Source organism: Kurthia gibsonii, from assembly GCF_006539985.1.
In the GTDB taxonomy this organism is placed as follows: Bacteria; Bacillota; Bacilli; order Bacillales_A; family Planococcaceae; genus Kurthia; species Kurthia gibsonii.
In genome coordinates, this window is the sequence record NZ_BJOB01000004.1 from 70,606 (window position 1) to 84,007 (window position 13,402).

General features: G+C 36.1%; 12 protein-coding genes. 11 read left to right on the forward strand and 1 reads right to left on the reverse strand.

The window, feature by feature from the left end:
- The first annotated feature begins 1 nt into the window (after position 1).
- From KGI01_RS02215 to KGI01_RS02230, 4 genes are all read left to right on the forward strand, one after another.
- Positions 2-775, forward strand: coding sequence for an ABC transporter ATP-binding protein (locus KGI01_RS02215; protein WP_068451145.1), 774 nt, complete (start codon positions 2-4; stop codon positions 773-775).
- Complete coding sequence (locus KGI01_RS02220; RefSeq protein ID WP_141272900.1) at positions 747-2,687, forward strand: FtsX-like permease family protein; 1,941 nt, start codon at positions 747-749, stop codon at positions 2,685-2,687. Before KGI01_RS02215 ends, KGI01_RS02220 begins: the two co-directional genes overlap by 29 nt.
- A gap of 205 nt (positions 2,688-2,892) precedes the next feature.
- Complete coding sequence (locus KGI01_RS02225) at positions 2,893-4,341, forward strand: AMP-binding protein (protein WP_141272902.1); 1,449 nt, start codon at positions 2,893-2,895, stop codon at positions 4,339-4,341.
- Positions 4,338-4,583, forward strand: a complete 246-nt coding sequence (locus KGI01_RS02230) for a hypothetical protein (protein WP_141272904.1) — start codon at positions 4,338-4,340, stop codon at positions 4,581-4,583. Before KGI01_RS02225 ends, KGI01_RS02230 begins: the two co-directional genes overlap by 4 nt.
- Positions 4,584-4,629: 46 nt before the next feature.
- Here KGI01_RS02230 and KGI01_RS02235 read toward each other — a convergent pair whose 3' ends face one another.
- On the reverse strand, positions 4,630-6,006 hold the full coding sequence (locus tag KGI01_RS02235; protein ID WP_141272906.1) for an amino acid permease: 1,377 nt from the start codon (positions 6,004-6,006) through the stop codon (positions 4,630-4,632).
- A gap of 292 nt (positions 6,007-6,298) precedes the next feature.
- On the opposite strand from KGI01_RS02235, the gene KGI01_RS02240 reads away from it, so the two are divergent.
- The 7 genes from KGI01_RS02240 to lgt all read left to right on the forward strand — a co-directional run bounded on the left by KGI01_RS02240 (position 6,299) and on the right by lgt (position 13,388).
- The gene (locus KGI01_RS02240) at positions 6,299-8,257 is read left to right on the forward strand and encodes a S9 family peptidase (protein WP_141272908.1); all 1,959 of its coding nucleotides are present in this window, start codon (positions 6,299-6,301) and stop codon (positions 8,255-8,257) included.
- Positions 8,258-8,377: 120 nt separating this feature from the next.
- Complete coding sequence (locus KGI01_RS02245; protein ID WP_255314709.1) at positions 8,378-9,025, forward strand: VTT domain-containing protein; 648 nt, start codon at positions 8,378-8,380, stop codon at positions 9,023-9,025.
- 97 nt (positions 9,026-9,122) lie between these two features.
- On the forward strand, positions 9,123-9,596 hold the full coding sequence (locus tag KGI01_RS02250; RefSeq protein WP_141272912.1) for an S-ribosylhomocysteine lyase: 474 nt from the start codon (positions 9,123-9,125) through the stop codon (positions 9,594-9,596).
- A gap of 270 nt (positions 9,597-9,866) precedes the next feature.
- Positions 9,867-11,105, forward strand: a complete 1,239-nt coding sequence (locus KGI01_RS02255) for an EAL and HDOD domain-containing protein (RefSeq protein WP_141272914.1) — start codon at positions 9,867-9,869, stop codon at positions 11,103-11,105.
- A gap of 96 nt (positions 11,106-11,201) precedes the next feature.
- Entirely contained in the window at positions 11,202-11,510 is a 309-nt protein-coding gene (gene cccB / locus KGI01_RS02260) for a cytochrome c551 (RefSeq protein WP_068451163.1), read from the forward strand.
- A gap of 119 nt (positions 11,511-11,629) precedes the next feature.
- On the forward strand, positions 11,630-12,553 hold the full coding sequence (hprK, locus tag KGI01_RS02265) for an HPr(Ser) kinase/phosphatase (RefSeq protein WP_141272916.1): 924 nt from the start codon (positions 11,630-11,632) through the stop codon (positions 12,551-12,553).
- A 25-nt stretch (positions 12,554-12,578) separates the two neighbouring features.
- A complete protein-coding gene (gene lgt, locus KGI01_RS02270; RefSeq protein WP_141272918.1) occupies positions 12,579-13,388 on the forward strand; it encodes a prolipoprotein diacylglyceryl transferase in 810 nt (269 codons plus the stop codon).
- Positions 13,389-13,402: the final 14 nt, after the last annotated feature.

A 13,402-nucleotide genomic window follows, 5' to 3' on the forward strand; every position in this document is an offset into this window, starting at 1 on the left:
AATGGCTTTATTGAAAATTGAAGATGTGACGAAAGTATACGAAGGTAAAGTGACGCATCGTGCTTTGAATCAATTTAGCTTTGAAGTAGAGAAGGGTGAGTTTCTAGCGATTATGGGACCATCTGGTAGTGGCAAGACGACACTTCTCAATCTTATCTCCACGATTGATCGTCCGACTTCTGGCGTGATTGAATTAGACGGTGTGAATCCACATGACTTAAATAAAACAGAGCTTGCTTACTTTAGAAGAAAAGAACTCGGCTTTATATTTCAAGATTTCAACTTACTTCCCATGCTCAATGTCGAAGAAAATATGGTGCTACCTCTAACACTTGATGGTATGAATGTAGAGGAGATGCAGCGTCGTATTGATGTATTAGCACAAGAACTGGACTTAACGAAAATTTTAGAAAAAAGACCGAACGAAATTTCAGGTGGTCAGGCACAAAAGACAGCCATTGGTCGTGCATTAATTCACCGTCCTACGCTGATTTTAGCTGATGAACCAACAGGGAATTTAGATTCTAAATCAACAAAGGATGTACTAGAGTTATTAGGACGCATTAATCAACGAGAAAACGCCACAATTGTTATGGTAACACATGACCCGATTGCAGCAAGTTATTGTGACCGCGTACTGTTCATTAAAGACGGAGAGTTTTTCAATGAAATTTATAAAGACAATCAGCGACAAACATTCTTCCAAGGGATTTTGAATGTCTTGAGCTTACTAGGGGGGAATGTTGGTGACTTTACGTCAGTTCGCCTTCCGTAATGTCATTCGAAATAGCCGTGTATATGCGGCCTTTTTTATGGCAAGTATTTCATCGGTCATGGTATTTTTCATTTATTCCATGCTCATGTATCATCCGCGTGTTGAGAATGAATTTGTAACAGAGATTGCATTTCGTGGGATGTTTATTGCGGAAATTATTTTAGTGTTATTTATGCTGTTCTTTTTATTCTATTCTGTACGTGCCTTTTTAGAAGCGCGTTCAAAAGAATTCGGTATTTTAATGCAATTAGGAATGGAAAAAAAACAGTTGAATCGTTTAGTTCTTTTAGAAATTCTAATTATTGGTATGACTTCAGTCATTTTAGGTATTCTATTTGGCTTTGTTTTTTCAAAGTTCTTTTTCATGGTTGTACGTGAAATTTTAGAGATTAAATCGCTTGCACTTTATTTTTCATGGAAGCCTTTTGCACTTACGATTGGTACGTTTATGACACTATTTATCGTCATCTCCTATGTGAGTATTTTTACGATTAAAGACGATCATGTCATTCAACTAATTAAAGGAACACAGCGAAAACCAGAAGATGTCACATTCTCATGGGCGCGTGCAATCTTTGGTATGGTACTACTGGTTGTAGGGTACGTTTTAGCTGCCAATGCGACGAAGAGTAACTTAGTGACATTAGCAGGATTATTACCACCAATCGTGACACTCGGTACGTATTTATTCTTTACAGATACAGTACAAGTCTTTTTAAAGCTCATTCGGAAAAATAAACATGTTTACTGGCGTAAATATCGTTTACTATCTGTTTCAGAAGTAGCAGCGATGTTAAAAGAGAATGCACGCATGTTCTTCATTTCGTCGATGGTATCAACGCTCGCTTTTTTAGCGATTGGCACATTGAGTTCACTATCAACATTTTCGCATAAATATCATCAACTGAATCCACTCAGTCTCGTGTACACAAGTTCGGCTGACAACCCGTATGAACATCGTCATATTACGAACCTTCAACATGAACTACAAGAAGAGGGGTTAAGTTATCGATTAGATCGTGTCGTCGTAAAAAGGCAGACTTCTTCTAAAACGCATGCACCTGTTAAGATTATTAGCGAAAAAGATTTGAATAATTTAGCTGTTTCGTTAGGTTATCCACTTGTCTCACTAGAAAAAGGACATGCACTTTTCTTAGCGTATTCGGAAGAATCATTAAAAATGCTATCAAAAGAAAATGTTTATACAACGCTACAAGAATCAAATGTGAAACTACATATTGATTCTGCCTATCCGAAAATTGTATTCCCAGCAGATAAGTTAGGGACGAATCAAATTATTGTCAGTGATGAAGATTTTAAACGTATTTATGCACCTATGACGGGCATGAATGGTACACAGTCTTCAAGTCATATTTATATTTTTAATGTCCCAAAATGGCAAGATACTAAATACGTAGGACATGACTTAGAAATGATGATTAATACTGCTTATGCGATGGGAACTGAAGCATCATTACCTTTTTATTTTGAAAATACAGGTTTAGATTATTCGTTTATTCGTTCGACATTCGCACTGTTATTATTCATTGGATTATTAGCTGCAGCGGTCTTTTTCTTAGCAGCAGGAAGCTTTATTTACTTTAAGCTTTATACGAATCTAGAACAAGAGAAAAAACAATACGAAACATTATATCGAATGGGTGTAACGAAGAAAGAAATTCGTAAACTCGTCAATCGACAACTCATTCCACAGTTCTTTTTACCATGGGCAATTGCGATGGTGAATAGCTTATTTGCCTTCATCTCTTTACAAGTATTTTGGCGAGGTATTGCAGATTTATCAATTATGAGGGAGATTATTTTAGTGATGGTTGGCGTATCACTCTTACAATTGCTCTATTTTTATCTCATTCGCTGGCGTTATTTAGCGCATTTAAAAATAAATATTTAACTAAAAGATAAATAAGGGTATAAGTGTAAAAACATGAACCTACATGAGCATAAGAAGAACTGGAATCGCGCTATGGTGCGGTTCCAGTTTTTCATTGCGAACGCTAAAAAAGAAGATGAACTGTTTTGTCCCAGTCTGTTTTTCTCTTAACATTGTGAAATGCAAAAAATTAACATACAATGTAACGTAATAGGAGCGTGATGATATGAGTCTTTTGAACAGCTTTATTGAAAATGTGCGAAAAAACCCAACTAAATTAGCGATTCAAGCAGAACGTGAATCTTATACATACGAAGAAATGAGTCGTGTAATCGAAGGAATTCAACGAGATTTAAAGGAGAAAGGGTACAAAGCAAGGGACCATATTGCGATTATGATGGGCAATGAACCAACATTTATTTTTTCACTCTATGCCATTTGGGCAATGGGTGCAACAGCTATTCCGATTAACCCAAGTTATACTAAACATGAAATTCAATACATTCTAGAACAAAGTGATGCAAAGACTGTACTGGTCACACAACAATATCAAGCATTAGAGGCAATAGTATGTCCTGTGGAAATGGTTGGATTATTCTCTATAAACAACTGTTTACAAGATACTCATATACATTCTATGGCAGATGTGGCTGTTATTTTATATACATCAGGTACGACAGGTCATCCCAAAGGAGCTATGTTAACGCATGAAAATCTATTTGAAAATGCTCGAGATGTAGCAGAATTTCTAGGTATTTATCATGATGATCGTATGATTACAGTATTACCTGTATTTCATGTATTTGCATTGACCGTAGCTGTCAATGCGCCACTTTTACAAGGCGCAACACTACTTCTTCAATCACATTTTAGCCCTGTTCGAATTTTCGAAGCAGCAAATGAACAAGGAGCCACTGTTATGGCGGGCGTTCCTACTATGTATAATTTTTTACTACATACAGAATCTAGTTATGAAAAGCCACTCGGTTCAATTCGTTTAGCTATTTCAGGCGGTTCATCTTTACCAAGAGCAGTGATTGAACAATTTGAAGAACGATTCCAGCTTCGTATTTCAGAAGGATATGGCTTATCCGAAGCTTCTCCAGTTACATGTTTTAATCCTTTAGGTAAACAAAAAGTGGGTTCAATTGGGCAGAGTATCGTTCATGTAGAAAATCGTATTGTAGATGAAAAAGGATTCGAAGTGCCGCGTATGAAGATTGGTGAATTAACAGTACGTGGTAAGAATGTGATGAAAGGTTATTATAAAATGTCTGAAGAAACCGCTAATGTCTTAAAAGATGGCTGGCTATACACAGGTGATTTAGCCTATATGGACGAAGAGGGTTATGTATTTATTGTTGACCGTAAAAAAGATTTAATCATTGTAGGTGGATATAATGTTTATCCACGAGAGGTTGAGGAAGTTTTATATCAACACGAAGCGGTATTAGAAGCAGCTGTTGTTGGATTAAATGATGTAGAATACGGTGAAAAGGTATGTGCATATATTACGTTGAAAGAAGAAATTCATCCAGAACGTTTGAAAATGTATTGTGAAGGGCATTTAGTAGAGTATAAGTGTCCTACAGAAATACGAATTGTCGAGCAATTACCAAAGAATTCTACAGGTAAGGTATTGAAAAGACAGTTAGCAGAGGAGGAACTGAGATGATTGCAACAATTGTTTGGGGAGCGATTAGTCTAATACTCGTTATTCTTGTGATTTATGTGATTTTTAGATATTTATTCCGACACAATAAAGCAGATCACATATATGCACCATTTGATGAGGCGACTTCCGGTACAAGACCTGATATAGATGGGCGTAATCCAATTTCACAAACGCGTGAAAAAGTGCAACAAGAGCAAAAATACAATGAACAGACTGAACAAAAAAATACGGATTCAAAATAAAAAACAGGCTGGAGCATATATGCTTCAGTCTGTTTCGTATTGAAATTTAGAATGAATCGCCTTGATTCTTTTGCTTTTTGTAAACAACAAAGTAGAAGAAAATGAGTAAGGCAATCCAGATAGGGCCTACGATGAGTGCAATACGAGTATCCACGTTGAAATACATAAGCACAACAACCATGAATAAGAAAGCGATTGCAAAGTAAGAACCTAATGGATAGAAAATATTTTTAAATGACAACTTATTTACTTGAGTGCCTGTCAGCGTTTTACGGAATTTAATTTGCGCAAATAATATAATGAGCCACGTCCAAATGGCACCGAATGTCGACACACTTGTTAAGTAGATAAATACTTTTTCATCTACGAAGTAGTTTAAAACAACACCAATTAATAAAACAATAGCTGAGAATAGAATTGCGACAGTTGGTACACCTGTTTTTCCAACGTTGTGGAAAATTTTCGGTGCTTGTTTTTGACCAGCCAGGTTGAATAACATACGACCTGTACTGAAAATACCACTGTTACAGCTTGATAAAGCAGCTGTTAGTACAACAAAGTTAATAATACCAGCAGCGTAGCGAATACCTACTTGATCAAACATCATAACGAATGGACTACTTTGACCGTCCATATCACTCCAAGGATAAATCGACAGAATAACGGTTAATGCACCTATGTAGAAAATCAACACACGCCATAATACCGTATTAATTGCTTTTGGTAATGTCTTTTTTGGATTATTGGCTTCACCAGCTGTTACGCCAATCATCTCCACCCCTAGATATGCGAACATAACAATTGGTAATGCGCCGATTACGCCTGAGAATCCATTTGGCATGAATCCACCATGTGACCATAAATTAGAGAAACCGGTTGCAACACCACCGTTGCCAATTCCAAATAGAATAACGGCTAAACCAATTACAATCATCGCGATAATCGCAAATACTTTAATAAAGGCGAACCAGAATTCGAATTCACCAAATACTTTTGCGGCAATTAAGTTGACTAATGTCATCGCAACAAGTGCTGCAAGTGCCCAAGCCCATTTTGGTGAATCTGGAAACCATAATGTCATATAAATACCGACTGCTGTAATTTCTGCCATACACGTTACAATCCATAAGAACCAATAATTCCACCCCGTAATAAATCCAGCTAGTGGTCCTAAAAACTGTTGTGCATAACGACTGAATGATCCTGCTACAGGAATTTCAACTGCAATTTCACCTAAAGCACGCATAACAAAGAAAATAACAAGACCGCCCATTGCGTATGTCAGTAAGACCGCTGGACCCGCAATTTTGATAGCGCCAGCTGAACCGAGGAATAAACCTACTCCGATGGCAGCGCCGAGCGACATCAATGCAATATGTCTTGATTCGAGACCTCGCTTGAGTTCTGGTTGCTTATTACTCATAAAAAACAACTCTCCTTAGTGCATTTTTTGTGTTTCCATAACATGATAGCATAATGTTTTCCAATTCACATGATATAAATAGATTATATCTCTTAAAAATTCAGAAAATACAAGTGGTTTCAAGCACTTATAATACTTAAAAAGTGTACACTGATATGAAAAAATAGGCAAGATAGAAAATTTATGTATTTTTGATTTACTTTTAAAGTATAACGAGAAATAATGTGTATTAATTAGATTTGTGATATTTTCTATAACAGGTTTATAATGGTAGTAGAGGAGTGTGAATTAGATGAAAAAATATGTAGAAAAAGAAGATTTATTTAAATTGGTATCAGTTGCGACACCTATTATCGCACCGAATCAGTTACAGGCTGTTTTTCTGAAAACAGTAATAGACGAAAAAGAAAATACGTACTATAACTATTTGTATCAATTAAATTTACAAACACGACAGATACAACAGCTTACTTTTGGAAAAGAACGTATTTCTTCGGTTCAATGGTCTCCAAATAGCAAGATGGTTTCCTTTATTTCAACAAGGGAGAAAGAGGCAACTTTATACATTTTACCGATTGATGGCGGAGAAGCACGAGCGGTTGTAAAAGAATTACGTCACATTACTTCTTATCAATGGCATATAGATAGTGCGACAATTTATTTTACAGCAAAAATAGAGCAAGATTTTTTCGAAGAAAAGAGAGAAAAGAAACGACCAGAAGCCTATCATGTCGATCGTATGCGCTATAAATTGAATGGTACAGGTTTACTCAATACGAAACAATACGCTGCTTTTGCGAAGTTGGATGTAACAACTGGAGAAATAACACCGCTTATAAAAGATGAAACGAATTATAGTGTACAGCATGTTTCGCCTGATGGTCAGACAGTATTATTAACGAATTGGTCTACAGCAAAAGATGACGATTTTTCGATGCAACTCTTACAATATTCAATAGAAGAAAAAACAATGGAAAAAATCTTTGATATGGATGGTTCGTTAGGTGGAGCAACGTACTCACATGACGGAGCTTACATTGCTTTTGAGGTGTCGCCAAACGAACCCTATCGTAATGCCACACATAATGAAGTGTATGTATACGATGTAACACAGCAATCCGCTTGGTCATTAACCGCGATGATGGACTTACCTGTTGGAGACTATGCAATTGGCGATGTACAACAGAGTGTTCAAGCACCTTCTGTTGTTTGGACGGAAGGAAATGATCTCTACTTCCAAATGTCATCAATGGGCGATGTACGCCTGTATTACGCAACATTGAGTGGGGCAATCTATCCTGCTACACCTGAAGAAGAACATATTTACGGGTATGACATCACAAAGGACGGACAATATGCATTGATTGCTTGTTCGTCACCGACAACCGTTAGTAACCTCTATTTACATGAAGTTACAACAGGCGAACGTCATCAACTTACACAATTCAATGAAAACTATGAACAAACACATCATCTAGTTAAGCCAGAAATTATTCAAGTGGAGAATGAGGGACAACTTGTATGGGGATGGTTGATGAAGCCAACTCAGTATCAAGAAGGACAGAAATATCCATTGTTGTTAGCGATTCATGGTGGTCCACATATGATGTATGCGAATACATTCATGCATGAAATGCAGTTACTCGCTGCAGAAGGTTATGGTGTCCTATACATGAATCCTCGTGGTAGTCATGGTTATAGCCAAGAGTTCGTAAATGGTTGTCGTGGTGACTATGGTGGCGGTGATTACCGAGATTTAATGGCAGCAGTGGATTTAGCAACATCAGAATACGAATGGGTTGATTCAAGTCGTCTAGGTGTAACAGGTGGTAGCTATGGTGGATTTATGACAAACTGGATTATTGGACATACAGACCGATTTAAAGCTGCATTGACGCAACGTTCTATTTCAAATTGGGTGAGCTTCTTTGGCGTATCCGATATCGGTTACTATTTCACACCATGGCAAATTGAAGGGGATATGCATGATGTAAACAAACTTTGGGAGCATTCGCCATTAAAATATGTCAAAAATAGTACAACACCACTGATGATTCTACATGGAGAATTAGATGATCGTTGTCCGATTGAACAAGCAGAACAGCTGTATGCAACAATGAAGTCAATGGGGAAAGAGGTAGAGTTTATTCGTTTTGAACAGGCAAATCATGATTTATCACGAACTGGTTTACCGAATTTGCGTTTACAGCGATTAGAAGCCATTCAAAATTGGTTTGTTAAGAAATTGTAATTTTTTTTAAAATAGCAACTTTTCCATGATGGTGACGTTCAATTTCACATGACAGTTTATATACAAAAAGGTATGATAGACAAAGAAATCATAGAAAAGGATTGTGGATGAAAAAAGATGATTAGCATGATTGAATATATTATTAGTTTTATCGTACACATCGATCAACATCTTGTAGAAATCATTCGAGACTTTGGCAACTGGACATACGGTATTTTATTCGCAATCGTTTTTGTTGAAACAGGTCTTGTTATTTTTCCATTCTTACCAGGGGACTCGCTATTATTTGCCGCAGGAACATTTGCCGCAATTGGTTCATTAAGCTTACCAACATTGCTTCTTGTGTTCTTCTTTGCTGCTGTAATTGGTGATTCATTAAATTATGAAATCGGTAAAAAAGTAGGGACGACGATTCGTCCAGGTACACTTATGGGAAAAATGATTAATCAAGAAAAGATGAATAAAGCAGAGGCGTTCTTTAATAAGCACGGCGGTAAAACAATCGTCATCGCACGATTTATGCCCTTTATTCGTACATTTATTCCATTCGTTGCAGGTGCAAGTCGAATGAAGTATAGCTACTTCTTAATGTATAACATCGTAGGCGCGACGTTATGGGTGGGAAGCTGTACATTACTTGGTTATTTCTTTGGTAATATCCCAATTGTAAAAGAGAATTTCTCTACCGTATTAATTGTGATTATTTTCCTTTCGGTTATTCCAGCATTCGTTGGCTTTATCAAATCGAGAAAATCAACTATATCGTAAAATAAAAAGACTTTTGCTTAAAAAATAGCAAAGGTCTTTTTTTAAATAAATATATGTTAGAATATTCTTAATAATGAATTTAAAAGGAGTTTTCATGATGACAGAAAAAATGAATGTAGAAAGTTTTAATTTAGATCATACAAAAGTACAGGCACCATTTGTTCGCCTAGCAGGAATTAAAAAAGGTCAGCACGGAGATGAGGTATATAAATACGATATTCGTTTTAAACAACCGAATAAAGAGCATATGGAGATGCCTGCACTTCACTCAATTGAACATTTAATGGCTGAAAATATTCGTAACCATACAGATTACGTAGTAGACTTAAGTCCGATGGGATGTCAAACAGGTTTTTATTTATCGATGATTAATCATACAGACTATGATGAAGTATTAACAATTTTAGAAAATACATTACAAGATGTTGTAGACGCAACAGAAGTCCCAGCATGTAACGAAGTTCAGTGTGGCTGGGCAGCAAGCCATAGTTTAGAAGGCGCAAAACAGTTAGCGAAAGAGATGTTAGATAAGAAAGCAGAATGGTCAATTATCTTTAATGAGACTAAGTAACTAATTGTTATATTAAAATAAAATAAAAATGAAAGGGAAATCGCTAAAATAGCCGATTTCCCTTTTTTATGATAGAATAAATTTATAATATTTACCAAATAATCCAAATGATATTATCATAAAAATAATTAAATGTGAAATATTTTCTATTTATTAGGTTAGAATAACTGTATGTATGGTACAAAAATTATATATTTTATATAGAAGGTAAAGACTAAAGTCATAAATATTGCTATAATAAAATGGACGAAATAGTGAGGGAGTAGGAAAATGGAGATTTTTATCGGTAGACAACCGATTTTCGATGAAAATGAAAAATTATTTGCTTATGAGCTCTTATATAGAAATGACCAAGAACAGAATGAATATATGGCTGTAGACTCCGATTTAGCAACGGTAGAGGTCATTATAAACTCATTCTTTTCAATTGGTTTTGATGAATTAGCGAGTGGTAAGCCCTGCTTTATTAATTTTACGGATGCACTATTAAAAAGTGATATATTTGAAAGTTTATCACCGCGAGAAGTGGTAGTAGAAGTATTAGAAGATGTGCCAATTACAGCTGAGTTAGTGGAGCGTGTCAAAGAGGTTCATAATAGGGGATTTCGCATTGCTTTAGATGATTTTGTTCTTCAAAATCATGTGAGTTTATATGACCAGCTCTTTCAATATGTTGATTACATAAAAGTGGATTTTTTGCTATCGACAGAAGTAGAACGACATGAAATTGAAGAGAAAGTATTAAGACATTATCCACATATCACATTGCTTGCAGAAAAAGTAGAGACGAGAGCACAATATTTAGAAGCTAGAACGATTGGGTATAAGTTGTTTCAAGGGTACTATTTTAAACAGCCTCAAATTATTAAAGGTAATGAAATTCCAGCAAATATGCTGCAATATTATAAAGTAATTGCTTTATTAAATAGTGCAGAACCAGATATTGATGGGCTAGTTGATCATATTGAACATGACGTTGCGCTTTCTTTCAAATTATTAAAGCTCATTAATAATTCTTCTAAACGAACGAAACGAAAAATCCGTTCGATTAAACAAGCAATTTTACTACTCGGGTTAACGGATTTACAAAGATGGGTGCAAATTTTAATTTATCGTGAATGGAGTAAAAAGCCTAAAGCGGATATGTATGAAGAATTAATGAAGACATCACTTTGTCGTGCCAAAATATGTGAGCTCATGGCGAAAAGAATTGGTTATCGTAATAACTCAGAGTATTTTTTAGTGGGTATGTTCTCATTAATTGATGCTTTATTAGAAAAACCAATGAACGTTATTTTGGCGCAGTTACCTTTGTCAGATGAAATTGTTGAAACGATTTCAGGAAGTGAAACATCCTTATCTCCTGTTTTAGATATGGCAATTGCACTAGAACGTTTAGATTGGGAAGAAGTAACACGTTTAGAGGATAAGCTTCAATTAAAAAAAGATGAACTATTTGAATTTGTAGAAAAAGCAAATCAATGGGTAACAAACTTCCAATTGGTTTAGTAGAAAGTTCCTTTTTTCGTGATAATTGAAATCTATGTATGAATCCTGTTATTGTATAATAAGTTAGAATGAAGAACTTGTACTGGAGGGAAAGACATGAAAAAAGTGTTTTTTGCAACTATTCTCGGTTCGGCATTACTTTTAGGTGCGTGTGGTTCAAGTGAATCAGGATCAGGTGATTCAACAAAAGTAGATGGCGAAAAGATTGCAAAACAGAAATGTATTAGCTGTCATGGGAATGAATTAAATAACGGGAATGCGCCTTCAATTAAAGATATCGGTGCAAAAAAATCTGAAAAAGAGATTTTAGACATTATTGAAAATGGTCAAGGTGGCATGCCTGGTGGTATTGTCAAAGGCGACGAAGCAAAAGCAGTTGCAGAATGGCTTTCAACTCAAAAGTAATTTAAAAAACAGTTTGATTGTAGAAATGACAATCAAGCTGTTTTTTTGTATCGTTTTAAGGAAGAAATTCCGAACGCGACATGATAAAATAAACGTACGATTGAGAGGACGTGAACAAGTTGGAACAAGTATGTACGAGAGATATAATGGAAGTATTTAATTTGAATCTCATTTGTGGTGAAGAAGGAATTGGTCGACACATTTTAACAAGTGATATTTCGAGACCTGGTTTAGAGATGGCTGGTTATTTCACGCACTATCCAGCAGAGCGTGTACAGTTACTCGGCAAGACGGAGTTATCATTCTTTTTAATGTTACCGAAGGCGGAAAGAATGGAGCGCATGCAAAAGTTATGTGCAGAAGATACACCTGCTATTATTATTTCGCATAACATGGAAGTACCTGAAGAATTACGTATGGCTTCTGAAGAGAATCATGTGCCAGTACTAACAACGAATCTATCAACAACACGTTTTTCAAGTAAGCTGACAACGTATTTAGAGAGTCGTTTAGCACCTTCAACAGCTGTACATGGTGTACTGGTTGATATTTATGGAATAGGCGTACTCATTACAGGAAATAGTGGTGTCGGTAAAAGTGAGACAGCATTAGAGCTTGTAAAGAAAGGCCATCGCCTTGTCGCAGATGACTGTGTTGAAATTTACCAAGAGAGTGAGAACACACTGATTGGGAATGCACCACCGCTTATTGCACATATGTTAGAAATTCGTGGTATTGGAATTATCGATATTATGACAATGTTCGGTGCTTCAGCTGTTCGTCGCCATAAAAGAATTTCTCTTGTCATCGACCTTGAGGTTTGGGATTCCGAAAAAACATATGATAGACTAGGAATCGAGACAGATACAATGCGTATTTTAGATACCGATTTAACGAAGCTGACAATTCCTGTAAGACCAGGACGAAACTTATCAGTTATTATTGAAGTAGCGGCAATGAATCACCGTCTAAAAAATCTTGGTGTTAATTCTGCGGAAGAATTTACAAAGAGACTAGAAGATGTAATTCAAGGACAGGGGTAAGTCTTGTACGCGGAAGGAGAAAGAGATGGATTTTTTATTAATGCAAATTGATCCGGTAGCCTTTAATTTAGGGCCTGTAGCAGTTCGATGGTATGGAATTTTAATCGCAACAGGTATTATCATTGCCTATGTAGTTGCGCAGCGTGAAATGACCAAAAGAGGTTTTAAAGACGACTTTTTAACAGATTTATTAATTTGGACGGTTCCAATTGCAATCATCTGTGCCCGAATTTATTATGTATTATTTGAATGGAGCTACTATAAAGAACATCCAGGACAGATTGTTCAAATATGGCAAGGTGGTATTGCCATTCATGGTGCACTGATTGGTGGTGCCATTACTGTATTAATCTTCTGTAAAAAGCGTGGCGTCAACTTCTGGAAAGTAGCCGATATTCTAGCGCCGTCGATTTTAATCGGTCAAATTATCGGGCGCTGGGGTAACTTCATGAACCAAGAAGCTTACGGTAGTGTCGTAGAGCGTTCATTTTTAGAAAGCTTATACTTACCAAACTGGATTATTGAACAGATGAATGTTCAAGGATTTTATCATCACCCGACGTTCCTTTATGAATCAATGTGGAATATTGTCGGCTTGATCGTTTTATTACTACTTAGAAAAGTGAATCTATTACGTGGGGAAATTTTCTTAATCTATGTGATGTGGTATTCATTCGGGCGTTATTTCGTAGAAGGACTTCGTACAGATAGTTTGTACATTGGCCCCCTTCGTACAGCGCAGATGGTATCATTAATCGCGTTAGTTATTGCGGTAATTGTTATGATTTATCGTCGTAAGAAGATGAATCCAGTTGTACGTTATAAAGATAAATAGTAGAAAGCCCGGAA

Excerpts from the sequence above, each read along its gene's own strand:
- KGI01_RS02240 (WP_141272908.1), top strand. The coding sequence starts at position 6,299 with ATGAAAAAATATGTAGAAAAAGAAGATTTATTTAAATTGGTATCAGTT.
- KGI01_RS02225 (WP_141272902.1), top strand. The coding sequence starts at position 2,893 with ATGAGTCTTTTGAACAGCTTTATTGAAAATGTGCGAAAAAACCCAACT.
- KGI01_RS02250 (WP_141272912.1), top strand. The coding sequence starts at position 9,123 with ATGACAGAAAAAATGAATGTAGAAAGTTTTAATTTAGATCATACAAAA.
- KGI01_RS02235 (WP_141272906.1), bottom strand. The coding sequence starts at position 6,006 with ATGAGTAATAAGCAACCAGAACTCAAGCGAGGTCTCGAATCAAGACAT.
- lgt (WP_141272918.1), top strand. The coding sequence starts at position 12,579 with ATGGATTTTTTATTAATGCAAATTGATCCGGTAGCCTTTAATTTAGGG.
- KGI01_RS02255 (WP_141272914.1), top strand. The coding sequence starts at position 9,867 with ATGGAGATTTTTATCGGTAGACAACCGATTTTCGATGAAAATGAAAAA.
- KGI01_RS02230 (WP_141272904.1), top strand. The coding sequence starts at position 4,338 with ATGATTGCAACAATTGTTTGGGGAGCGATTAGTCTAATACTCGTTATT.
- cccB (WP_068451163.1), top strand. The coding sequence starts at position 11,202 with ATGAAAAAAGTGTTTTTTGCAACTATTCTCGGTTCGGCATTACTTTTA.
- KGI01_RS02215 (WP_068451145.1), top strand. The coding sequence starts at position 2 with ATGGCTTTATTGAAAATTGAAGATGTGACGAAAGTATACGAAGGTAAA.